We start from the raw sequence: 20,967 nt of genomic DNA, 5'->3' as shown, positions 1-20,967 counted from the left end.
GTTGGCAGAGAAGGGCGCGAGTCTATCAGCCCTCGCGCAGCACTGTCAGCGGGCTGGCATTGAGTGCGCGGCGGGTACCAAACACCCCGGCGCCGCCAACCATTACGGCGCCGAGCACCGGCAGCAGCAACAGCCATGGGTGCGGATGCCAGGGCAGGTCAAAGGCATAGCGGTACAGCACCAGGCTGACCAGTTCTGCGCCCAGCGCCGCGAGCAAGCCGCTGGTGGCACCGAGCAAGCCGAACTCGATGCGCCGGGCCTTGATCAGCAGTTGGCGTTCGGCTCCCAATGCCCGCAGCAAGGCACCTTGGCGGATGCGCTCGTCGAGGGTGGATTGCAGACCGGAAAACAGCACTGTCATCCCCGCCGCCAGAACGAACAACAGTACGTACTCAATGGCAATTGTGACTTGCGCCAAAATGCTGCGCAGCTGTTCGAGCAAGGCATCAATCGGCAGGATGGTCACCGCCGGGAAGCTGCGCGACAGCTCAATGATTTGCGTGTCGTGACCCGGGGCCAGGTAAAAACTGGTGAGGTAGGTGGTCGGCAAGTCCTGCAGGGTGCCGGGCTGGAAGATCATGAAGAAGTTGGGCTGGAAGTTGTCCCAGTTAATGCTGCGCAAACTGGTGACTTGCGCCTCACGGTTGACCCCGGCAACCGTAAACACCAGATGGTCGCCCAGCTTGAGTTTCAGGCTTTCGGCCACTTTGGCTTCAACCGACACCCCAGGCACACCCTGTGGCGGTTGCGCTGACCACCACTGACCTGCGGTCAGTTCATTGCCTTCAGGCAGGTCGGCGGCCCAAGTCAGGCTCAGGTCGCGCTGTACGGCTTTGTCGCCGCTGGAGTCTTTGGTGACGATCTCTTGCACCGGCTCGCCATTGATGCTGATCAAGCGTCCGGGCACCACCGGGTAGATCGGCGCAGCCTGGGCCTGGAGTTCGTGCAGGCGGGCACCAAAGGCGTCCTTGTCGGTGGGCAAGATATTCAGTGCAAAGTAGTTGGGTGCATCTTTGGGCAACTGGTTTTGCCAGGTGTCGAGCAGTTCGCCGCGCAACAAGGCAATCAGCGCCATCGACAGCAGGATCAAGCCAAACGCCAGAGCCTGTCCGGCTGCGGCCAGAGGCTGGCGCAGCAGTTGGCCCAAGCCCAGACGCCAAGGCAGGGAGGCGCGGGCCAGCCCACGACGAAGGCCCTTGAGGCCCAGCAGTAACAGGCCGCCGAGTATCAGTGCGGCAATCACCCCGCCGCCGAGCAGGGCGAAGGTCAGCACCAGGTCCAGGCTCATGCGCCACATGATCAGGCCCAGCGCCAGCAAGGCGGCTCCGTACACCGTCCAGGTGCTGGCCGGGATCGGCAGAATGTCACGGCGCAAAACGCGCAGCGGCGGCACACGGCCCAGGGCGGCCAGCGGCGGCAGAGCGAAACCGGCCAGTGCGACCAGCCCGGTGCCCATGCCGGCCAGTGCGGGCATTACGCCGCCGGGCGGTACATCGGTCGGGAGCAAGTCGTGCAGCAAGGCGAACAACCCCAGTTGCGCCAGCCAGCCGAGCAGGGCTCCGGTCACGCTGGCCAGCAGCCCGAGCATCGCCAGTTGCAGGCTGAACAGCCAGAGTGTTTCGCGGCGGGACAAGCCCAGGCAGCGCAGCAGCGCGCTGGCATCAAAGCGCCGATTGGCAAAACGGGTTGCAGACAGGGCAACCGCCACCCCGGCGAGCAACACCGCTACCAGGCTGGCCATGTTCAGATAGCGTTCGGCCTTGCCGAGTGCGCCGCCGATTTGCTGGTTGCCATCACGCCCGTCGAGCAAGCGCTGGTTGGCTTCAAGGCCCGGTTGGATGACGTCACGGTAGGACTGTAGTGCCGGTGCTTCGCCGCGCCACAGCTCGCGAAAGCTGACCCGGCTGCCGGGTTGTACGATGCCGGTCGCTTGCAGGTCATCCAGATTGATCAGGACCCGCGGGGTCAGGCTGTAAAAATTACCGGCACGGTCGGGTTCGTAGGTCAGAACACGGGTGATCTTGACGGTTTTTGAGCCGACATCAATGTCGTCACCGACCTTGAGATCCAATGCAGTCAGCAGTCGCGGCTCAACCCAGGCCTGTCCGGACTTTGGCCCGCCGCCGGGCTGTTCTTCGCCGTAAGGCTGGGCGGCGCTTTTGAGTTGGCCGCGCAGGGGGTATGCGTCATCGGCGGCTTTGATGCTGGACAGCTGAATGCCGTTGTCTGTGGCAATTACGCTGGAAAACTCGACGATTTGCGCGTGTTTGAGCCCCAGTTCGTTGCCCACGCGGATTTGCTCTTCGCGGGCCGGTGAGCTGCCTTCGAGCACCAGGTCGGCCCCCAGGAACTCGGTGGCGCGCAAAACCATCGCGCCGTTGAGGCGAGCGCCGAAGTAACCGATGGCGGTGCTGGCAGCGACGGCCACCAGTACGGCAAAAAACAGCACGCGCAACTCACCGGCGCGTGCATCACGCAGGAGTTGGCGCAGGGCGAGGCTGAGCAGACGGACCAGCGGCAAACGTGCCATCAAGGCTCCAGAGGGCCAACCAGATGGCCGGCGTCAAGACGGATCAGGCGTCGGCAGCGATGGGCCAGACGTTCGTCATGGGTCACCAGTACCAGTGTGGTGCCCTGTTCTTTGTTCAGCTCAAACAGCAGCTCGGTAATGCGCTCGCCGGTGTGGCTGTCGAGGTTACCTGTCGGTTCGTCGGCAAACAGCACGTCCGGGTTGGCGGCAAAGGCCCGTGCTATGGCAACGCGTTGCTGCTCGCCGCCAGACAACTGGCGCGGTGAATGGCTCAGGCGCTGGCCCAGGCCGACCCGTTCAAGCAAATGCCGCGCCTGTTCGCGGGCGTCTTTGCGGCCATCGAGCTCCAGCGGCAACATGACGTTTTCCAGTGCGTTGAGGCTGTCGAGCAGTTGGAATGACTGGAACACGAAGCCAACGTGTTCGGCGCGCACGCGGGCACGCTGATCTTCATCGAGGGTGCTGAGTGCATGCCCGGCCAGAATGACTTCACCCTGGCTGGGCAGGTCCAGGCCTGCGAGCAAGCCGAGCAGGGTGGATTTGCCCGAGCCGGAAGCGCCGACGATGGCCAGGCTGTCGCCTTTGCGCAGTTCCAGGCTTAAGGGGTGCAGGATGGTTAACTCGCCTTCCGCGCTGAGAACCACTTTGCTAAGGTTCTGCGCGGTGAGAATACTTTCGCCCATGGAGAATCCAATGCGTACGTGGTTTTTAAGTGCTGCTCTTGCCCTGATGTGTATAGCGCAGAATGCAGCTGCAGGAACAATCTTGATCGTCGGCGATAGTATCAGCGCGGCTTTAGGCCTGGATACCCGTCTGGGATGGGCTTCTTTGCTGCAACAACGGCTTAAGGAGCAAGGCTACGACGACCAGGTAGTCAATGCCTCGATCAGCGGCGACACCAGCGCCGGCGGGCTTGCGCGGTTACCGGCGCTGCTTGCGGAGCATAAACCGCAGGTGGTGATTATTGAGCTGGGCGCCAACGATGGGCTGCGCGGCCAGCCGCCAGCACAATTGAAACAAAATCTTGCCGCGATGGTCGACGACTCGCAAAAAGCAGGTGCCAAAGTGCTGCTGTTGGGCATGTTGTTGCCGCCCAATTATGGTCGGCGCTATACCGACGCTTTTGCCAAGGTCTACAGCGATCTGGGCAGCGAGAAAAAGGTCGCGCTGGTGCCGTTTTTCCTGGAAGGCGTCGGCGGGCATCCCGAGTTTATTCAGGCCGATGGCCTGCATCCGAAGGCCAATGCACAGGGCCGTTTGCTCGATAATGTGTGGCCAACCCTAAAACCACTGCTTTGATGCTTTTCTAGTGGCATGGTTTCGGCTAATGTGGCGCCCCCCCGATTTGGAGCCCCTGATGTCGCGTCCTGCCTGGTCTTTATATGCTTATCAACTGATCGAGCCCGATGAACAGCTCGATTTGTTCGCCTGCCAGGAGGTACGGGTACATTTGGTCACGCGCCAATTGGAGCTGGGTGGCACAATCGACCGCACCCTGTGTGGCTCATTGCTGCCCGCGCAGCCGCGTTGGTCGGATGTCACGCGCAAGGTGTTTCAGGATCACCGGCTTTGCCCGCTGTGCCGTGCAATTATTGAGTCTCAGCGCCGTGGCACTGAGCCGATCTGGCCCGAATTGCGCTTTGAATTGTGATGTAACCTGTCTGAAACCTTAAGACTCAATACGCCGCCTCCCGGCTTTTCGAGGTGGCGTGTACACTCTCTTTTTTGTCCCCTGTTGATTATGCGAAGGGTCTTCCGGATGTTCTCGCGCTTACCTGCTGTCACCCGTTATCTGTCAGTTGCCGCACTGTGTGTTGCGGGTCCCGTTCATGCGCTTGAATTTCCGCTGCCGCCACCGGGTGAAGACGTGGTCGGGCAGGTGCAAGTCATCAAGGGCAAATACGAAGATTCTTTCTCGGACCTTGGCAACCAGTACGAACTGGGCTACTCCGAAATGATTGCCGCCAACCCAGGTGTGGATGCCTGGCTGCCTGTCAAAAAGAACCTCGACGGCTCGATCGTTGACACCGATATTGTCTTGCCGACCCAGTTCATCCTGCCGCCGGGCAAGCGCGAAGGCATCGTGATCAACCTTGCCGAGTACCGCTTGTATTATTTCCCCAAAGGCCAGAACAAGGTGTACACCTTTCCGCTGGGGATCGGCCGTGAAGGCTGGGGCTCGCCTTTGGGCCTGACCAAGGTCACGGCCAAAACGCCAAACCCGACCTGGACGCCTCCTGCTTCGATCAAGGCCGAACACGCCGCCAATGGTGACCCGCTGCCTAACGTTGTGCCGGCAGGGCCGGACAACCCGCTGGGGCCGTTCAAGTTCACCCTGGGCATGCCGGGTTACCTGATTCATGGTTCCAACGCCAAGTTCGGTATCGGCACAGGCACCAGCCACGGCTGTTTCCGCATGCTTAACAAAAACGTACTCGAGATGGCCAGCATGGTGCCGGTGGGCACGCCGGTTCGCATCATCAACGAACCGTACAAACTCGGTGTAAGTGGCGGCAAGGTATTCCTTGAAGTGCACGAGCCGTTGAATGTCAAAGATGGCTCTTTGCTAGCCAAAAGTGACAAGTCGCATTTGACTCAGGAAGATCTGCAGAACAAGTACGCAGGCTTTATCAACTTCCTGCTTAAGCATAAAGACCTGGAAAAGGTCATCCAGATCGACAAAGACAAAGCGTTCCCTGTGGTCGGTGCCGAAACCGGCATACCTCAGGAGATCGGTGTGGCCAACACCACGGTGCAACAGGGTCAGTCGCTGGACTACGTTCAGTAACGCACCCAGGCACTAAAACAGCCGCCACGGTTAACGCCCTGGCGGTTTTTTATTGCCTGCTTAGTTGGTAGCAGGCATAAAAAAAGCCGACCCATAAAAATGGGTCGGCTTCGATAATAATCCCGAAGGACTATTACTTGCGGCTAGCTTTTTCAAGCATACGCAGAGCACGTTCGTTAGCTTCATCAGCAGTCTGTTGTGCTTTTTGAGCAGCAGCCAGAGCTTCGTCAGCTTTGCGGTAGGCTTCGTCAGCACGAGCCTGGGAACGAGCTGCTGCGTCTTCAGTTGCAGTCAGACGGGCTTCAGTTTCTTTAGATACGCTGCTGCAACCGGTAGCCAGAACTGCGGCCAATGCCAGAGCAGAGAATTTCAGAACGTTGTTCATCGTGTTCCCCTTCAAGGACTTTCTAATTAAAGCTGCTCCTTCAACATGAGGAAACAGCCGGCGTACATACTACCCATTACTTGTAGTAAGTAAACTGACCTAGCGCAAGAACCAAAAAAAATATTTGGCAATCAATGCCAATGGGCTAGATTTAACAGATTGTGTCCGAGAAAACTGCCCGTCTTTGGTCGTCTTGAGCAAGCGGCTTGCAAATATAAAGACCGCGTGAAGTGACTTCAAGAGGGCGCCTGCGTCATAGATAAGTCTTTTGCGTGCGAGCACACACTGAGCATCAATTGCGAGAGCGACTATTCTTAATTTTGCCTGTCGGCGTGCCTGCCGTTGTCTGTGTGCCTGTTGCAGAGGCTGTTCCGGTTGCTGTGTAACGGCAATGACACAGGGCCAGTATCTGGGTTCCCTCGGCACAAAAACATGAGTAAGGTAGAGGTCACAGTCCAAGACCCGCGAGGAGTAATGATGAGCGAGGCGCTGTCCATCCACCATGACCAGGCAGGTCACCAGTTTGAGACCACTGTCGACGGTCACCGTGCCTACCTGACCTACATGGATTTGGGTAAGCAGACTCTGGATATTTACCGCACCTTTGTGCCCAACGCGTTGCGTGGGCGAGGCATTGCGGCCGCGTTGACCGAGCAGGCGCTCGATTACGCCGAAAAAATGGGCTACGAAGTGATTCCTTCGTGTTCCTATGTTGAACGCTATATGGAGCGCCACAAGCGTACTCAGGCTAAAACCTGAAATAGCATTCCATAAAAAACGCCGGGCTAGCCCGGCGTTTTTTATGTGCGCTGAAAAATCAGCCGCGAGCCCGCTTGGGCAAGACATCCTTGAGCTTGGCATGCATGCTGCGCAAGGTGTTTTCTGTGCTTGCCCAGTCGATGCAGGCATCGGTGATCGAGACACCATACTGCAAGTCTTCAAGGTTTTTAGGGATCGCCTGGCAGCCCCAGTTCAGGTGGCTTTCAACCATCAGGCCGATGATCGACTGGTTGCCTTCAAGGATCTGATTGGCCACGTTCTCCATCACCAGCGGTTGCAACGCCGGGTCTTTGTTGGAGTTGGCGTGGCTGCAGTCGACCATGATGTTCGGAGTGATTTTAGCCTTGGTCAGGGCTTGCTCGCAGAGCGCCACGCTGACCGAGTCATAGTTCGGCTTGCCATTGCCACCGCGCAATACCACGTGGCCGTAGGCGTTGCCTTTGGTGGTGACGATGGACACGCCACCTTCCTGGTTGATACCCAGGAAACGGTGCGGGCTGGACACTGACTGCAAGGCGTTGATCGCAACGGTCAGGCCGCCATCGGTGCCGTTTTTAAAGCCAACTGCCGAAGACAGGCCAGAGGCCATTTCGCGGTGAGTTTGCGACTCGGTGGTACGCGCACCAATGGCAGACCAGCTGATGAGGTCTTGCAGGTACTGCGGAGAAATCGGGTCAAGGGCTTCAGTGGCGGTTGGCAGGCCCATTTCGGCCAGGTCCAGAAGCAATTTACGGCCGATGTGCAGACCGTCTTCGATTTTGAACGAGTCGTCCAGGTACGGGTCGTTGATCAGGCCTTTCCAGCCCACGGTGGTCCGTGGTTTTTCGAAATAAACGCGCATGACCAGATACAGCGTGTCGCTGACTTCAGCCGCAAGTACCTTCAGGCGCTCAGCGTATTCATGAGCCGCCTTGAGGTCGTGGATCGAGCAAGGCCCGATGACAACGAACAGGCGATGGTCTTTGCCATCCAGGATGTTGCGAATGACCTCACGCCCTTTGTTCACGGTCTGCAGCGCTGTAGCGCTGAGAGGGATCTCGCGCTTGAGGCGTTCAGGTGTGATCAGGGTTTCGTTGGAGGCAACGTTAAGGTCGTCGATCGGTAAATCAGCCATCGTGTTACTCGTCAGGTCACGGGTGCCGGCCGCCAGCGATCCCCGTGCGGCGGAGCACAGCTTGATTGAGCGCATCGGGGAGCGGAACCTTAACGCGTTAAGCGGTTATTCGACAATGGGCACACAGCGGTTTAATCCAGCGCAGGTTGTGCCAGGGCCTGCTCCAGAGTTTCCTGGGAAAACTCTGGAGCGTGCAGGTTGACCCATTCCAGGGCCAGCGCATCCTTGTTTTCGAAGGGCAGGTTGAGTTGATTGCGCTGGCGGCAATAGTGTTCGATCTGACACACCTGCTCACCCATGCGCGCACCAAACAGGGTCTGGTCATCGGTAAAGGCCACACCGACGCGGTAGCCGTCGGCGTGTTTTTCACACCAGGCGATATAGCCCGGGTAGTGGGCGGTGTCGCCCAGGGTGGGCATGTACATATCAACCGCCGTGCCGCGCCTCCAGCCTCTGTCACTGTTGCACGCAACACCCCCCAGGCTGATAGTGTTCAGCTTCTGGCGCGAAAGGGCAGGGTGCTTGCGAGGGGTGATCTGAACAGGAACATCATCTGGGTGAGGCAAAAAACGACCCATGTACACAGACTCCAAAGTGCCAGTATTTTGATCTTGTTAGCTGAGTATAGTGACTGAAATGGAACTGACAGACTTTGATGCGGACCAGCGCCTGCTGACGCTGCCCGGCACGACCTTGCTGGTGTTCACCAGCACCGGGTGTTCGAGCTGCCGCACGGCGCGCAAAATGCTGCCCGAAATGCAGTTGCCCATTGATCAGCTGTGCTGGATTGACGCCGGTGACAACGGTGGCCTGGTCGAGCGTTACGAGATCTTCCACCTTCCTGCAATGTTTGTCGTGCGTGACGGTGCTTTTTACGGTGAATTGAAGTCGCGCTTGAGTGAGGGGGAGTTGGCCCACCACCTTAAACTGGCCTTGCTGCTTGAGCCCGACGAACTGCCTTGAACCTTGTGCTACCCCAACTGTGCGTGTAAGTCATCGCGCGGGTCATCGAACTTGTCCGGGCGCTGCTAAGCTGAATTCATCTCGGCCATAACGCCTGTCGAGGAGGTCGCATGATTCGCTCGATACTGTTCGCCACAGACCTCGGTATTTATGCTCCTGTTGTGATGCAGCACGCTTTGGGGCTGGCCCGCAGTTTCAAGGCAGACTTGTATGTACTTCACGTTGTGGAGCCTATGGGGCTGTTCGCCGAATCGGTATTGCAAAGTTATCTGGATGAGCAGGCGCTGCATGAACTGCAGCAGCAGGGCATGACCGCCATGCTGTCCAATATTGAGCAGCGCGTATTCGAGAGTCTTCAAGATGAACTGGGCGAAGGGGCGCAGGAACTTGCCTTGATCCGTTCGGTCAAGGTGGTTCAGGGCGAGCCCGCCCACGTCATTCTGGAGGAGTCGCGAAAGCTTGGGGTTGACCTGGTGATCCTCGGCAGTCACGGCCAGTCTACTGGCGCAAACAGCCACTTGGGGCACAACGCAAGCCGCGTCGTAGAGCAGGCGCAGGTGCCGGTGTACCTGGTGCCGTTGGTGCAACGTCGGCGGCGCACCGACGGATGAAGGTGACGAACTGCTAAAAACGATAAAAAAGTTCTAGATTTATTCTTCTGACCTTCCATATAGTTATATATCGCCGCCGATAGTCATGGCGCCTATTTGCTCTGAGGGATGCATATGAAGCTTCAACAACTGCGCTACATCTGGGAAGTGGCGCACCACGACCTCAACGTTTCAGCTACCGCTCAGAGTCTCTACACCTCACAGCCGGGGATCAGTAAACAGATCCGTTTGCTGGAAGACGAGTTGGGCGTTGAAGTATTTGCGCGCAGTGGCAAACACCTGACCCGTGTCACACCGGCGGGCGAGCGTATCATCACCACCGCCGGTGAAATCCTGCGCAAGGTTGAGAGCATCAAGCAGATCGCTCAAGAGTTTTCCAACGAGAAAAAAGGCACGTTGTCGATTGCTACCACGCACACTCAGGCGCGCTATGCCTTGCCGCCGGTTATCAGCAACTTCATCAAGCAATACCCGGACGTCGCCCTGCATATGCATCAGGGCTCGCCGATGCAAATTGCTGAAATGGCCGCTGACGGCACCGTCGATTTTGCAATTGCCACTGAAGCGCTGGAGCTGTTCGGCGACCTGGTAATGATGCCGTGCTACCGCTGGAACCGTTGCGTGGTCGTGCCTCAAGGCCACCCGCTGACCAAACTGCCGAAGCTGACCCTTGAGGCCTTGGCTGAATACCCGATTGTGACTTACGTCTTTGGTTTTACCGGCCGTTCCAAGCTGGACGAAGCCTTCAGCCATCGCGGCCTTACCCCCAAAGTGGTGTTCACCGCAGCTGACGCTGACGTGATCAAGACTTACGTACGCTTGGGCCTGGGCGTCGGTATTGTGGCCAAGATGGCCGTGGACACCAACCTGGACAAAGACCTTGTAGTTCTGGATGCCAGCGAATTGTTCGAGTCGAGCATCACCAAGATTGGTTTCCGTCGCGGTACCTTCCTGCGCGGTTTCATGTGCGATTTCATTGAGAAATTCGCGCCGCACCTGACCCGCGAAGTGATGGCCAAGGCCATTGCCTGCCATAACAAGCAGGAACTCGAAGACCTGTTTGAAGGGGTTGAACTGCCGGTTCATTGAGTGGGCTGACGGGCCCACGGATGGGCCAGTTGAACCCGTGACGGTGGTGGCGTGCGAACCATGACCGTCACTACCCCAGTAACGCACGTGCTGCCATGAATACCTTGAAACTTGACGCGTGATTTCACGCTGGGCGAACAGCGCCCGGCCCACGCCAAGACAAGGACTTTTCCATGAGTACCAGCGCGCAAACTGCTTCTGTATTAATCCCGTCGTTAAGCCCCGCCTTCATCAGTGCCGATGATGCGGCGGTGTACGCCCACGAGCTCATTGCGGCCATCAAGAATGGCATTGTTTACGGCGGCTTTATACTCGCCAGGCAGAACCGCTATTACGCCACCCTGCCACATGCGGGTTCCAGCACGTCCTTTGACCCTGCCGACGTGCTGTCATTGTCTGATGAGGGTTTATTCCTGCCGATCCAGGGCTACACCATTGAAGGGATGTACCACTCCAATACTTCCATTCAACGGATGCCTTGGCAGGTGCACGAGGAAAGCGAGTTGCAAGACAACTTTTTTTCGATTCACGACCTCAATCAAGCGATTCGCTATAAACACAACTACCCGCGCTTCTATTTGTCCTGCCCCGACAAGTGCGTATTGAGCTACGTCGCCAGTGGTTCAGACCTTGAGAAAGCCTTGTTGCCTTTACTTTCACGCAAGCGTGCGCTGTATCCCGGGACGTTTGAAAGAGCCTATGACTTGGGGTCGTTGATGCCCTCTGACTTGATTGGTTTGATCTGCCTGGCGGGGGAACTCAGCATTGTGCTGGCGGGGGCTCACTGGGATCGACGCACCCGGCTGGGTGCGAACTGGAAGGCCGATCAGCAGAAGGGGCGGACCTCGGTCGACAAGCCCGCACTGTGTTCCAGTGTGTACAGCGATGTAGTAGACGCGGTGAAGGCTGTTCATCAGGCCATGCTCTTGCGCAAACACACGCAATTTGCCGGGTTTGTGCTCAAGCAGCTGGACGCTGACGTGTACGTTTATACCCGTGCATTAGAAACGCCTTTTTTTGAATTTGACTGGGATGTGGTGTTCCCCAAGGATCCCAGCGGAGTGCCGGTGGTGCCCGAGGGTTACCGCATCGTCGGGGTTTACTTGTCAGGTGAAGAACCGGATGCGCTGTTGCATGACACTACCAACGAGTTGTTTGGTGATTTCTTTTCCCCCAGCGCGCTGCTGACCAGTTTGTTGCTGGTGCGCGCAACGCCTGGCTGCGACGTCTTCTTTTGTGCACGGGAGGGCGGGTTACTGCGCTATCAGAGCGACGCGACAGAGTCAGAAGCAGAGCTGGTCACCCTTATAAACCGCACTCACACGACCGTGTCAGATATTGAAGCGAGACTTTTCCCTTACGACCGTAATGCACAGAGCTACGTCCACCGTGTAGCCGAAGCGGGCAAGCTGGAGGTCATTACGACTGACGAGGTATGGACGCAAGAGGGAAGGATTGGCCCCGACTGGGCGCCGTTTGCCGTGTCGCCAACACTGTAGGAGCGAGCTTGCCTCGCGATCTTTTAACGGTCAAAAGATCGCGAGACGAGCTCGCTCCTACAGTGTGTGGCGGGACGCGTTATTGCTCGGCGTTACGGCTGTGGCGGTACTCGCTGACCGAGTCATACACGGCTTTGCGCAGGCGGTTGATACCGCCAATTGGCCGGTGCTCTTCGATGCCGTGCCATGGGCTGAACGACAGGTTGTCACACGCCAGGTTCTGGCTCGGGGTGTCGAAGTCTTGCGGCGCTACGGTGATGCGCGCCACGGTTTCGAATGGCGCATCAGACGCCTTCCATTCAACACTGGTGTCTTCAATCGGCATGTAGCGGTTGGCATCCTGACGCTGAATCTGCAACACAAAACAGGCAGGCGTGCGGTCTGTGCTGAGTTGCTGAGTCAACGCACTGCGCAAGAAGTTCGGCAGGTCCTGATTCTGTTTGGGCAGGCTGTAGGCCGGGCAGGTGTCAGCGTCCGGTGCCACTCTGAATTTGGCATTGGCCGTCCCGAACTTGTAAGGCGACACCGAATAGTAGGTGGTTTGTGTCGGGCTGGCGGGTGCGGGTGCCAAGGTGGCCAAGGCAATAAACAGGTGCCGCACTTGCCAACTGCGCGGGTCCCAGGACGGAAAAAACGCCAGCACTTTTTTGCCGTCGGCCTGGGCCGCGATGTTCTGACGATACTCCGCCACATCGCTGACAAAGAAGTTGGGGTGGTTGAACATCACAAAATCCTGTTCGCCGCGCCCTTGCTGGCTGGGCAACAGCTGCGTACCCGGCACGTCCTGCAACTTGATCGCCATGCCGCGGGCGTCGCGGATGCTGTCAAATTGCGGGTAAGCATTACCGTTGGACAGGCGCATCACGGCTTGCCAGGTTTTGCCCGGCGCTGCAAACACGCCTTGGCGCAAGGCCGGGTCGAGGTCATCGAGCACTTTGACCTCGGCTTTGACGCAGCCATGCGCCTTGGCGTGAGCATCGCGCAGGTAGCGAGTGTTTTCGCGGTGTTGGTCGACGATTTTAATCGCCGTCTGGATCGTGTCTTGAGTCATCGCGGCTTCACCGGCCGGGATCTGCTCCTGTGCTGAAACAGGACCGCGGTACTTCCAGGCATACCAGCCTGTTGTCAGCGCCCAGCCCAGCAGCCCCAGCACGATCAGGGCGAGTAACAGCTTGCCCAGCCAGGTGCCGAGTCGAAGCCATAAAGTGGTCAGCATGCAAACATCCTTTTAATCGTTATTCGTTGGGCAACTGGTGTTCGAGCGGGCCGCCGAGCACTTTCAGGTACTCGATCAAGGCCCAGCGCTCTTCAGGTTGCAGCAGGCGACCAATCACGCCGTTGCCCTGTGGCCCGGCCCGGAACTCATGGCCGCTGTTGTGGTTGCCACTGATGCGGGTGTCCAGCACAAAGCCGCCATCAAAGGCGTCTGTGCGGTAGCCCAAGTGGCGCGGGTCGTACTCAAAATTGCCGCGATAGAAGGTTTGCGCACGTTCTGACTGCGGCGACAGCAGTTGATACACCGTCGGCACAGAGCCGTTGTGCAGGTAGGGCGCAGTGGCCCAGATGCCATCCAGCGGGCGAGCCTTGTAGGCGCGCAACTCCAGTACGCCAATCGGCAGGCCAAAGCCGTTGAGGCGTGCTTGCTCTTCAGGGCTGACGGCAGCGTCCTTGTAGGCGCGCTTTTCAACAAAGGCGGTGACATAGGCCAGGCCCTTGGCGACAGACAGCTGATGCATGTCCAGCGGCTGCTCGCTCTTGGGGAGGAGGTTGACGTTCATGCTGGCCAGCTCGGCCGGGTCCCACTGCAGAGCGCTGAGGTCGTAGCGATTGTCTGCGATGTTAGTGGCGGTATTGGGATCGGTACCGATCACCTCGACCGGCAGCATCTTAAGTTGCTTGACCAGACGGCCGTTGTCTTCAACCACGGGCGGCACGTGGCAACCTGCGCAGTTCTCGGTAAAAAGACGGCGGCCTTTGGCGGCCAGCGGGCGGTCGATCTTGCCGAACAGGTCTTCGGGCCAAACGGGAGGTTTGAGTCGTTGCAGGGTTTCTTCAATCAGGTGCAAGTCGTTGACCCGCACGCTGGACGGGTAGCGCTGGTCGCCTTGCAGCGGCTGACCGTGGCTGTCGAAGAAGTTCAGGGTTGCGCCGACGCCCAAGGCTTCACCGATATTGCGTGCCATGGGCTGTTGGGCCGAGCCATTCCATTGCACCCAGTCGAACGTCCACATGTCCCACAGGTGCGGGTAGTCTACCGGCGCATTGGCCACTCGATAGTTGTCGGGCGAGATCGCGTCGCCGAAGCTGGCATTGGCAATCCGGCCAAAGGCATCGGTGCGCCCCGGGCCTTCGAGCGTCGGGTAAAGGCCGCGATGGGTGTCGTTCCAGGCCACGGCCAGAAAGGTGTCCAGCGAGGCCTTGAAGTCCTTGCGCAGTTGCTTGTGCCCGGCTTCATAGTTATCGCCCAGAACCGTGCGGGCAAAACGCTCAAATTTCCAGGGGTTGTAATACGTGGCTGCCAGGCTTGCGACCAGCGCCTGGCCAAAGCTGCCGCCGCGCAGGGTCGGTACGCTGGAAGGCAGCACGTGTTGCGCCGGGCCACCGTCAATGCGCAGGGCCTGGCCTTTGTAACGCAGCTCGCCGGTGTGGCAGGCCGCGCAGGTGATGTCCAGATACTCAACGGGGCTGCCGGGGTTCTGATGGCGAGTGAAGCCGACGGGCAAGTTGGCCGGGTTGGCCGCGCTGGCTTGTTGCTGCGGGTCGACCAAAAAGCCAAACCGCGCCAAATACTCAGGCGCAGCGAAGTGTTGCGTCGAGAAGGGCAGCTCCAGGGCACTGAACCAGTCGTAATGCAGGCCTTTCACTTGGGTGCCCTGGGGCGTGTAGTAATAAACTTGCCGATCCGCCTCGCTCCATTGGTCCTGGTAGTGCACGTGCTGCGGCGCGGTGTAAGCAGGCAGTTTTGGGTTGGCGATGAAGTAGACAACCACACACAGCCCTAACACCAAGGCCACGCCAAGCCCTGACAGCACACGGTAAAACAATCGCAAAATAACGCTCCTTGTAGGAATTTTTTCAGTCTTATGCCTGAGCGAGCGGCTAGCATCAAGTGGCTATCGGTTTGATCGGGGAGGGGAGGGACAGGTTTGACAGCGTGCTTGAAGTGTTAGCAAAAGTTGCGGTAATTATGAATTGTGATTTAGACATGAACTTATCCGCGATTTGCCTCTCTCATGCCGGTAGCCATTGGTTGCGGCCGCCTGATAAGCTCGCGGCTTTATTCGATTGCCCATTTGGCGCATGAACAAGGAAATAGCATGAAACAGCATCGGTTGGCGGCAGCTGTGGCTCTGGTAAGCCTGGTACTGGCGGGTTGCGACTCGCAGACCAGCGTAGAGCTGAAAACCCCGGCACAAAAAGCCTCTTATGGCATTGGCCTGAACATGGGTAAAAGCCTGGCTCAAGAAGGCATGGATGATCTGGATTCCAAAGCCGTAGCCTTGGGCATCGAAGATGCCGTCGGCAAGAAAGAGCAAAAGCTTAAGGATGACGAACTGATCGAAGCGTTCGCTGCCCTGCAAAAACGCGCTGAAGAGCGCCTGGCCAAGATGAGCGACGAAGCCTCTGCCGCCGGTAAAAAATTCCTCGAAGAAAACGGCAAGAAAGCAGGTGTTGTCACCACTGCTTCTGGCCTGCAGTACGAAGTCATCAAAAAGGCCGATGGCCCACAGCCAAAGCCAACTGACGTCGTGACCGTTCACTACGAAGGCAAGCTGATTGACGGCAAGGTTTTCGACAGCTCCATCGAGCGCGGTAGCCCGATTGACCTGCCAGTCAGCGGCGTGATCCCGGGTTGGGTTGAAGGCCTGCAACTGATGCACGTGGGTGAGAAGTACAAGCTCTACATCCCTAGCGAACTGGCTTACGGCGCACAAAGCCCAAGCCCGGCGATCCCGGCCAACTCGGTGCTGGTATTCGACCTGGAACTGCTGGGCATCAAAGACCCTGCAAAACCAGAGGCCGATGCTGCCAAGTAAGCAGCCTCTGTTTTCACACAACGCCCCGTCCTGACGGGGCGTTGTTGTATCTGGGCCTGGCCCGTCTGTTTATCCCCCGACCAGCGGTTATTTGTCGCATCTGTTCTGGTGGCTAGTAGTTGCTGACCAGCAAGTCAATGAATTTATGTGTTTTTTTATGTGTGTAAAAAATGCCCGATCTAAGCGCAGCCCTTATAGAACGTGGCTTTCAGAGCGAAAAATCTGCTCTGTTCACAAGGTTATCCACAATTTGTGTGGATAACATTTCGCGTTTATCGGGCTTATTCCTGCGGCGAAGGTGAACACGAGTAAGAAGATCAAAAACCCCAGAGACCTCAGCGGCTGTTAGGATTAAGCTTCTAAGGAAAATTCCGACTTGATCTGTCTAAAAATCTGACGGGGTTAGCAATGGATCTTCAAATCATCAAGCGCAATGGAGAACCCGAATATGCGGTTCTTTCGTGGCAGAGCTACCTGGCGCTACTCAAGGCTGCGGGTATCGACGCTCCGGTAGCGACAACACTCATCCCTGATACTGAACGACAGCCGCCTGAGCCTGTACAGGCGCTGCCAGGGCTCGATCAACTGCGTGGTCTGCGCGAGGGCAAGGGTTTGGCCCTGGAGGTGCTGGCACGCACGGTAGGCATTAGCCCGTCGTACTTGGGAATGATCGAAACCGGTGAACGTCTGCCGGATCTTGCCATTCGCCGCAGCCTGGCCTGGGAGCTGGGCGTTGCGGGCTGGAGGGAAGCCTCATGAACGTGCGCATCAGTCGTCAACACTGGGATGGGTTACTGGCTGAGCTTGATCAGGCGCGTCGACAGCGCCATTTAGTGACATACCGGGCATTGCTGGAGCGTTTGCAGTTGCCCAGCCCGGCCATGTTGACCCTCACCTCCGCGCTGGAGCATCTGGCGGCAATGGACGTGAAGGCCGAACAGCCGCTACGCAGTTCGCTGGTGATCAGCCAAGGGGCGAGCCGTCTGCCCCGCACCGGTTTTTTTGAATGCGTGGGGCGCCTTGGGCGTTTTGCCGGGCCGCCGGATGGCGTCGCGGCAGCCTCCTGGCACGCCTCGGAAGTGGTTCGGGTGTTTGAACACAGTTACGAACACGAAGAAGCGTAAAGACAAAAAGGGCGGGCCGCATGATGCGGCTCGCCCTTTTTTACACCAAAACCCCGTAGGAGCGAGCTTGCCTCGCGATCTTTTAAACGTTCAAAAGATCGCGAGGCACGTGAAGGTTACTTCTTCGCTGCCTGTGGGTTGAGCTTGAGGTAGTCCAGCAGGACGCGCCCGGTTTCACTCAGGTAAGCGTCGTCTTCTGGCTTGGTCTTTTCAGGCTCCACCGGCAAGGCGTCTTCGTCTTCTTTCTTCATTTCCTTGAGCGGTGCTTCGCCTTTGGCCTTGCGGCGGGCGTTTTCCATCACCAACTGCTGGGCATCGATATCGGCGTGTTGTGCGCGACGGTCGGCCTCGTTCAGGCTCACGGTTTTCTCGGCCATCAGCTTGTCGGCCAGGGCCAGCTTGTCGCGGATAAAGATGAACTCGGCATCTTTAGCCACACGCGCATCGTGATCCGCTTTCAGTTGCGCAATGAACGGCTTGAACGGGTCAGCCGCCGGCTTGATCGCAGGGCGGATGGTGTCCCACGGCATGGCCTCAGGCAGTGCACTTTCGCCGATTTCCTTGGTGTCGATAATCGACGGGAAGGCGACGTCAGGCAGTACGCCCTGATGCTGGGTGCTCTGCCCGGAAACCCGGTAGAACTTGGCCAGTGTCAGTTTCAGTTCGCCGTGGTTCAGCGGCTGAATGGTTTGCACCGTGCCCTTGCCGAACGTTTGGCCGCCGATAATCAGCGCGCGGTGGTAGTCCTGCATGGCCCCGGCAAAAATCTCCGACGCCGATGCCGACAAGCGATTGACCAGCAACGCCATCGGGCCTTTGTAGAACGCGCCCGGATTTTCGTCTTCAAGCACGTCGACTTTACCGTCAGCGTTACGCACCAGAACCGTTGGGCCCTTGTCGATAAACAGGCTGGTCAGCTCGGTCGCTTCCTGCAACGAACCACCACCGTTGTTGCGCAGGTCGATAATCACGCCATCGACTTTTTCATTCTGCAACTCGGTCAGCAGTTTTTTAACGTCGCGGGTCGTGCTCTTGTAGTTCGGGTCACCGGCACGGTAGGCCTTGAAGTCCAGGTAGAACGCCGGGATTTCGATCACGCCCAGTTTGTAATCTTTGCCATCCTGCTTGAGGTTGAGGATCGACTTTTTCGCCGCCTGCTCTTCAAGCTTCACCGCTTCACGGGTGATGGAGACAATCTTGCTGGTCTGGTCGTTAGGGGCATTGCTCGCAGGAATCACTTCCAGGCGTACCACAGAGCCTTTAGGGCCACGAATCAACTTGACCACTTCGTCCAGGCGCCAGCCGATCACGTCGACCATCTCTTTGTCGCCTTGGGCAACGCCGATGATTTTGTCTGCCGGAGCGACTTGCTTGGTCTTGTCGGCGGGGCCCGCCGGCACCAGGCGCACGATCTTCACCTGGTCGTTATCGCTCTGCAACACGGCACCGATGCCTTCCAGCGACAGGCTCATGTTGATGTCGAAGTTTTCCGCGTTATCTGGCGACAGATAATTGGTGTGCGGGTCGTAAGACATGGCGAAGGTATTGATGTACGCCTGGAAGATGTCTTCGCTGCGGGTCTGGTCAAGACGGCTCAACTGGTTTTTGTAGCGCTTGGTCAGCAGTTCCTGAATTTTCGACGGCTCTTTGCCAGCGATTTTCAGGCGCAGGACTTCGTCCTTGAGACGTTTGCGCCACAGATCATTGAGTTCGGCTTCAGTCTTGAGCCACGGAGCGTCCTTGCGGTCGATCTGCAGGGTCTCTTTGGTGGTGAAGTCGAACGAGTCCACGCCTTTGTTCAGTTCGCCAAGGGCGAAGTCCAGACGCGACTTGACGCGATCCAGGTAGCGCTTGTAGATGGTGAAGCCGGGATTGAGATCGCCGCTCTTGAGGAAGTCGTCAAACTGGAATTTCCATTTGTCGAATTCGGCGATATCACTGGCCAGAAAGTAACTGCGCGAAGGATCGAGCAGCTTCAGGTAGCTGTCATATATGATCGCGGAACGTGCGTCATCCAGTGGCGGCTTGCTGTAATGATGGCGTTTGAGCAGCTCAACAACGTTAAGACTGGCAATTACCTCATCACGATCGGGCTGAAGGTTATCCCAACTGTTAGCGGCGAACGTAGTGGCCGAAAACGGCAAAACGCCTAAGCCAATGAAGAGTGCGAGAGCGGTGCTAGGGAATAAATGCTTCATGCTGAGTCGACGCGGGGGCAATTGATAACGCATATTAGGCCGTCTTTGAAGTCGCCGGTTCCCTAAGAACCGGCCGCATAATGCAAGAAGCCCGATGCAGCAGCACCGGGCTCAGTCCAGACTCACTATGGAGGCACTGTGAAAGCATTGCAAGGCGTTGAGGGACAAGTGAAGTGGGTTGAAGAACCAAGCCCACGTTGTGATGTAGGACAAATTCGAATTCGTGTGGCGGCAGCGGGCCTTAATCGCGCCGATCTTTTGCAAAGCCAGGGGTTGTATCCGCCACCGCCTGGCGCCAGCCAGATGCTGGGGCTGGAGTGCTCGGGCGTGGTCAGCGAGGTCGGGCCAGGGTCTTCCTGGCAAGTCGGAGACCGCGTGTGCGCGCTGTTGGCGGGCGGTGGCATGGCGCAAGAGGTTGTCGTTGATGGGCGCCATGCCTTGCCGGTGCCCGAAGGGTTGTCGCTGATTGAGGCGGCCGCCCTGCCCGAGGTGTACAGCACTGCATGGCTTAATCTGTTCCAATTGGCGGCCCTGAAGCCGGGCGAAAAAGTGTTGCTGCATGCCGGAGCAAGTGGAGTTGGTTCAGCCGCTATTCAGCTGTGCAAAGCCTTTGGCAGCCCGTGCTGGGTGACGGTCGGTTCGGCCGAGCGTCTGGCCTATTGCGAGGCCCTGGGTGCCCAGGGCGGCGCAGTGCGCACCGAAGGGCTGGACAGCCTCAAGGCGCTGGGGCCGTTTGATGTGGTACTCGACCCGGTGGGCGCCAACTATGTTGAGTCCAACCTCAAGTTGTTGGCACTGGACGGGCGTTGGGTTTTGATTGGCTTGATGGGTGGACGCAAGGCCGAGCTGGATCTGGCCTTGGTGTTGGGCAAGCGCATCCAGTTGCTGGGTTCGACATTGCGCAGCCGCGGCGACCAGTTCAAGGCGGATTTGTTGAGTGATCTCAATCAGCAAGTGTGGCCGTTGTTTGCCGAAGGCCGCTTGAGCCCGCAGTTGGCCAAAACCTTCCCGATTGAAGAGGCCCAGGCGGCGTTTGCCGAATTGGCCAGCAATCAGGTGTCGGGCAAGCTGGTGCTGGTGATCGACGCGAGCCTGGTGTAGTTGACACATAACTGTAGGAGCGAGCTTGCCTCGCGATCTTTTAAAAAGATCAAAAGATCGCGAGGCAAGCTCGCTCCTACAGTTAGCCTATTTACTTCCAGTGATGAATTGGCCAGCCCGCCTTTTCAGCGTGCTCACGCAAGACCGGGTCCGGGTTGACCGCATGCGGGTGATCTACTTTGAGCAGCAACGGCAAGTCGTTGCGTGAATCAGAATAAAAACTCGCGCCCTCAAGGTTTTCTTCTTGTTCGTCCAGCCATTCCAGCAGGCGTGTGATCTTGCCATCACGGTAGGTCAGGGTGCCCACGGTGTTGCCGGTGTACGTACCGTGCGCAACTTCCAGTTCAATACCCAGCACTTCATCAATGCCCAGACGCTCGGCAATCGGTTTGACCAAGTGCACACCAGACGCCGAAATAATCAAAATGCGATCGCCGGCCTTGCGGTGAGCGGCCACGGTTTTGGTCGCGTCACTGAAAATGATCGGCTCGATAAAGTCTTCAACCCACGGGCCGACCAAATGCTCGATTTCTTCAGGGGTCCGTCCGATCAAGGGCTCCAGGCTGAAGGCCATGTAATCTTCCATCCTCAACTTGCCTTGGCTGTAGGCGTGCATCAGTTCGTTATTGCGCTTTAAAAACGCCTGCGGATCGACCCAGCCGAGGCGGCCCATTTGCTCGCTCCACAAGGTGGCGCAGTCGCCGTGAATCAACGTTTCATCCAGGTCAAAAATTGCCAGGGCCATCAG

General features: G+C 57.8%; 21 protein-coding genes. 12 read left to right on the top strand and 9 right to left on the bottom strand.

Annotation, left to right across the window (positions count from 1 at the left end; genetic code table 11):
* Positions 1 to 25: 25 nt before the first annotated feature.
* Together TU84_RS08615 and TU84_RS08610 are read right to left on the bottom strand one after the other, a co-directional pair.
* The gene (locus tag TU84_RS08615; protein ID WP_048368629.1) at positions 26 to 2,530 is read right to left on the bottom strand and encodes an ABC transporter permease; all 2,505 of its coding nucleotides are present in this window, start codon (positions 2,528 to 2,530) and stop codon (positions 26 to 28) included.
* A complete protein-coding gene (locus tag TU84_RS08610; RefSeq protein WP_048368628.1) occupies positions 2,530 to 3,213 on the bottom strand; it encodes an ABC transporter ATP-binding protein in 684 nt (227 codons plus the stop codon). The genes TU84_RS08615 and TU84_RS08610 overlap by 1 nt, the downstream gene beginning before the upstream one ends.
* Positions 3,214 to 3,223: 10 nt before the next feature.
* Here TU84_RS08610 and TU84_RS08605 point away from each other — a divergent pair, with 10 nt between their 5' ends.
* The 3 genes from TU84_RS08605 (at position 3,224) to TU84_RS08595 (ending at position 5,318) form a co-directional block, all read left to right on the top strand.
* The gene (locus TU84_RS08605; RefSeq protein WP_048368627.1) at positions 3,224 to 3,829 is read left to right on the top strand and encodes an arylesterase; all 606 of its coding nucleotides are present in this window, start codon (positions 3,224 to 3,226) and stop codon (positions 3,827 to 3,829) included.
* Between the two features lie 58 nt (positions 3,830 to 3,887).
* Complete coding sequence (locus tag TU84_RS08600; RefSeq protein ID WP_003446817.1) at positions 3,888 to 4,181, top strand: hypothetical protein; 294 nt, start codon at positions 3,888 to 3,890, stop codon at positions 4,179 to 4,181.
* A gap of 108 nt (positions 4,182 to 4,289) precedes the next feature.
* On the top strand, positions 4,290 to 5,318 hold the full coding sequence (locus tag TU84_RS08595; RefSeq protein WP_048368626.1) for a L,D-transpeptidase family protein: 1,029 nt from the start codon (positions 4,290 to 4,292) through the stop codon (positions 5,316 to 5,318).
* A gap of 133 nt (positions 5,319 to 5,451) precedes the next feature.
* On the opposite strand, the gene oprI is transcribed toward TU84_RS08595, so the two are convergent.
* Positions 5,452 to 5,703 carry an outer membrane lipoprotei OprI gene (oprI, locus tag TU84_RS08590; RefSeq protein ID WP_003172710.1) on the bottom strand — a complete coding sequence of 84 codons (252 nt, stop codon included), beginning with the start codon at positions 5,701 to 5,703 and terminating at the stop codon, positions 5,452 to 5,454.
* A 477-nt stretch (positions 5,704 to 6,180) separates the two neighbouring features.
* Between oprI and TU84_RS08585 the strand changes: the two genes are divergently transcribed.
* The gene (locus TU84_RS08585) at positions 6,181 to 6,462 is read left to right on the top strand and encodes a GNAT family N-acetyltransferase (protein WP_048368625.1); all 282 of its coding nucleotides are present in this window, start codon (positions 6,181 to 6,183) and stop codon (positions 6,460 to 6,462) included.
* A 58-nt stretch (positions 6,463 to 6,520) separates the two neighbouring features.
* Here TU84_RS08585 and TU84_RS08580 read toward each other — a convergent pair whose 3' ends face one another.
* On the bottom strand, positions 6,521 to 7,597 hold the full coding sequence (locus TU84_RS08580) for a 3-deoxy-7-phosphoheptulonate synthase (RefSeq protein WP_048368800.1): 1,077 nt from the start codon (positions 7,595 to 7,597) through the stop codon (positions 6,521 to 6,523).
* 131 nt (positions 7,598 to 7,728) lie between these two features.
* Entirely contained in the window at positions 7,729 to 8,175 is a 447-nt protein-coding gene (locus TU84_RS08575; RefSeq protein WP_048368624.1) for a PilZ domain-containing protein, read from the bottom strand.
* Positions 8,176 to 8,233: 58 nt separating this feature from the next.
* Between TU84_RS08575 and TU84_RS08570 the strand changes: the two genes are divergently transcribed.
* The 4 genes from TU84_RS08570 (at position 8,234) to TU84_RS08555 (ending at position 11,759) form a co-directional block, all read left to right on the top strand.
* Positions 8,234 to 8,560 (top strand): thioredoxin domain-containing protein, encoded by a 327-nt coding sequence (locus TU84_RS08570; protein ID WP_048368623.1) that lies wholly within the window; start codon positions 8,234 to 8,236, stop codon positions 8,558 to 8,560.
* Positions 8,561 to 8,670: 110 nt separating this feature from the next.
* Positions 8,671 to 9,171 (top strand): universal stress protein, encoded by a 501-nt coding sequence (locus TU84_RS08565; protein ID WP_048368622.1) that lies wholly within the window; start codon positions 8,671 to 8,673, stop codon positions 9,169 to 9,171.
* A gap of 114 nt (positions 9,172 to 9,285) precedes the next feature.
* A complete protein-coding gene (gene cysB / locus TU84_RS08560) occupies positions 9,286 to 10,260 on the top strand; it encodes an HTH-type transcriptional regulator CysB (protein WP_048368621.1) in 975 nt (324 codons plus the stop codon).
* Positions 10,261 to 10,433: 173 nt separating this feature from the next.
* Positions 10,434 to 11,759, top strand: a complete 1,326-nt coding sequence (locus TU84_RS08555; protein WP_048368620.1) for a DUF4329 domain-containing protein — start codon at positions 10,434 to 10,436, stop codon at positions 11,757 to 11,759.
* A 79-nt stretch (positions 11,760 to 11,838) separates the two neighbouring features.
* On the opposite strand, the gene TU84_RS08550 is transcribed toward TU84_RS08555, so the two are convergent.
* Together TU84_RS08550 and TU84_RS08545 are read right to left on the bottom strand one after the other, a co-directional pair.
* Positions 11,839 to 12,975, bottom strand: a complete 1,137-nt coding sequence (locus tag TU84_RS08550) for a catalase family protein (RefSeq protein ID WP_048368619.1) — start codon at positions 12,973 to 12,975, stop codon at positions 11,839 to 11,841.
* A 19-nt stretch (positions 12,976 to 12,994) separates the two neighbouring features.
* Positions 12,995 to 14,809 (bottom strand): di-heme-cytochrome C peroxidase, encoded by a 1,815-nt coding sequence (locus TU84_RS08545; RefSeq protein WP_048368618.1) that lies wholly within the window; start codon positions 14,807 to 14,809, stop codon positions 12,995 to 12,997.
* Positions 14,810 to 15,076: 267 nt separating this feature from the next.
* On the opposite strand from TU84_RS08545, the gene TU84_RS08540 reads away from it, so the two are divergent.
* From TU84_RS08540 to TU84_RS08530, 3 genes are all read left to right on the top strand, one after another.
* A complete protein-coding gene (locus TU84_RS08540) occupies positions 15,077 to 15,796 on the top strand; it encodes an FKBP-type peptidyl-prolyl cis-trans isomerase (RefSeq protein ID WP_048368617.1) in 720 nt (239 codons plus the stop codon).
* Between the two features lie 408 nt (positions 15,797 to 16,204).
* Entirely contained in the window at positions 16,205 to 16,555 is a 351-nt protein-coding gene (locus TU84_RS08535; RefSeq protein ID WP_048368616.1) for a helix-turn-helix domain-containing protein, read from the top strand.
* Positions 16,552 to 16,920 carry a hypothetical protein gene (locus tag TU84_RS08530; RefSeq protein ID WP_048368615.1) on the top strand — a complete coding sequence of 123 codons (369 nt, stop codon included), beginning with the start codon at positions 16,552 to 16,554 and terminating at the stop codon, positions 16,918 to 16,920. Before TU84_RS08535 ends, TU84_RS08530 begins: the two co-directional genes overlap by 4 nt.
* Before the next feature lie 116 nt (positions 16,921 to 17,036).
* Here TU84_RS08530 and TU84_RS08525 read toward each other — a convergent pair whose 3' ends face one another.
* Positions 17,037 to 19,118, bottom strand: coding sequence for a carboxy terminal-processing peptidase (locus TU84_RS08525; protein ID WP_174479320.1), 2,082 nt, complete (start codon positions 19,116 to 19,118; stop codon positions 17,037 to 17,039).
* A 138-nt stretch (positions 19,119 to 19,256) separates the two neighbouring features.
* On the opposite strand from TU84_RS08525, the gene TU84_RS08520 reads away from it, so the two are divergent.
* Positions 19,257 to 20,219, top strand: a complete 963-nt coding sequence (locus TU84_RS08520; protein ID WP_048368613.1) for a zinc-binding dehydrogenase — start codon at positions 19,257 to 19,259, stop codon at positions 20,217 to 20,219.
* Between the two features lie 91 nt (positions 20,220 to 20,310).
* On the opposite strand, the gene TU84_RS08515 is transcribed toward TU84_RS08520, so the two are convergent.
* Positions 20,311 to 20,964: an HAD family hydrolase gene (locus TU84_RS08515; RefSeq protein WP_048368612.1), complete on the bottom strand. Its 654-nt coding sequence runs from the start codon at positions 20,962 to 20,964 to the stop codon at positions 20,311 to 20,313.
* Between the last annotated feature and the right edge of the window lie 3 nt (positions 20,965 to 20,967).

The sequence above is a fragment of the Pseudomonas helleri genome (assembly GCF_001043025.1).
Classification (GTDB): domain Bacteria; phylum Pseudomonadota; class Gammaproteobacteria; order Pseudomonadales; family Pseudomonadaceae; genus Aquipseudomonas; species Aquipseudomonas helleri.
This window is presented reverse-complemented; position numbering and strand designations above follow the sequence as displayed.

Excerpts from the sequence above, each read along its gene's own strand:
- TU84_RS08515 (WP_048368612.1), bottom strand. The coding sequence starts at position 20,964 with ATGGCCCTGGCAATTTTTGACCTGGATGAAACGTTGATTCACGGCGAC.
- TU84_RS08575 (WP_048368624.1), bottom strand. The coding sequence starts at position 8,175 with ATGGGTCGTTTTTTGCCTCACCCAGATGATGTTCCTGTTCAGATCACC.
- TU84_RS08615 (WP_048368629.1), bottom strand. The coding sequence starts at position 2,530 with ATGGCACGTTTGCCGCTGGTCCGTCTGCTCAGCCTCGCCCTGCGCCAA.
- TU84_RS08605 (WP_048368627.1), top strand. The coding sequence starts at position 3,224 with ATGCGTACGTGGTTTTTAAGTGCTGCTCTTGCCCTGATGTGTATAGCG.
- TU84_RS08535 (WP_048368616.1), top strand. The coding sequence starts at position 16,205 with ATGGATCTTCAAATCATCAAGCGCAATGGAGAACCCGAATATGCGGTT.
- TU84_RS08580 (WP_048368800.1), bottom strand. The coding sequence starts at position 7,597 with ATGGCTGATTTACCGATCGACGACCTTAACGTTGCCTCCAACGAAACC.
- TU84_RS08585 (WP_048368625.1), top strand. The coding sequence starts at position 6,181 with ATGAGCGAGGCGCTGTCCATCCACCATGACCAGGCAGGTCACCAGTTT.
- oprI (WP_003172710.1), bottom strand. The coding sequence starts at position 5,703 with ATGAACAACGTTCTGAAATTCTCTGCTCTGGCATTGGCCGCAGTTCTG.
- TU84_RS08610 (WP_048368628.1), bottom strand. The coding sequence starts at position 3,213 with ATGGGCGAAAGTATTCTCACCGCGCAGAACCTTAGCAAAGTGGTTCTC.
- TU84_RS08530 (WP_048368615.1), top strand. The coding sequence starts at position 16,552 with ATGAACGTGCGCATCAGTCGTCAACACTGGGATGGGTTACTGGCTGAG.
- TU84_RS08525 (WP_174479320.1), bottom strand. The coding sequence starts at position 19,118 with ATGAAGCATTTATTCCCTAGCACCGCTCTCGCACTCTTCATTGGCTTA.
- TU84_RS08565 (WP_048368622.1), top strand. The coding sequence starts at position 8,671 with ATGATTCGCTCGATACTGTTCGCCACAGACCTCGGTATTTATGCTCCT.
- cysB (WP_048368621.1), top strand. The coding sequence starts at position 9,286 with ATGAAGCTTCAACAACTGCGCTACATCTGGGAAGTGGCGCACCACGAC.
- TU84_RS08600 (WP_003446817.1), top strand. The coding sequence starts at position 3,888 with ATGTCGCGTCCTGCCTGGTCTTTATATGCTTATCAACTGATCGAGCCC.
- TU84_RS08595 (WP_048368626.1), top strand. The coding sequence starts at position 4,290 with ATGTTCTCGCGCTTACCTGCTGTCACCCGTTATCTGTCAGTTGCCGCA.
- TU84_RS08570 (WP_048368623.1), top strand. The coding sequence starts at position 8,234 with ATGGAACTGACAGACTTTGATGCGGACCAGCGCCTGCTGACGCTGCCC.
- TU84_RS08555 (WP_048368620.1), top strand. The coding sequence starts at position 10,434 with ATGAGTACCAGCGCGCAAACTGCTTCTGTATTAATCCCGTCGTTAAGC.
- TU84_RS08550 (WP_048368619.1), bottom strand. The coding sequence starts at position 12,975 with ATGCTGACCACTTTATGGCTTCGACTCGGCACCTGGCTGGGCAAGCTG.
- TU84_RS08540 (WP_048368617.1), top strand. The coding sequence starts at position 15,077 with ATGAAACAGCATCGGTTGGCGGCAGCTGTGGCTCTGGTAAGCCTGGTA.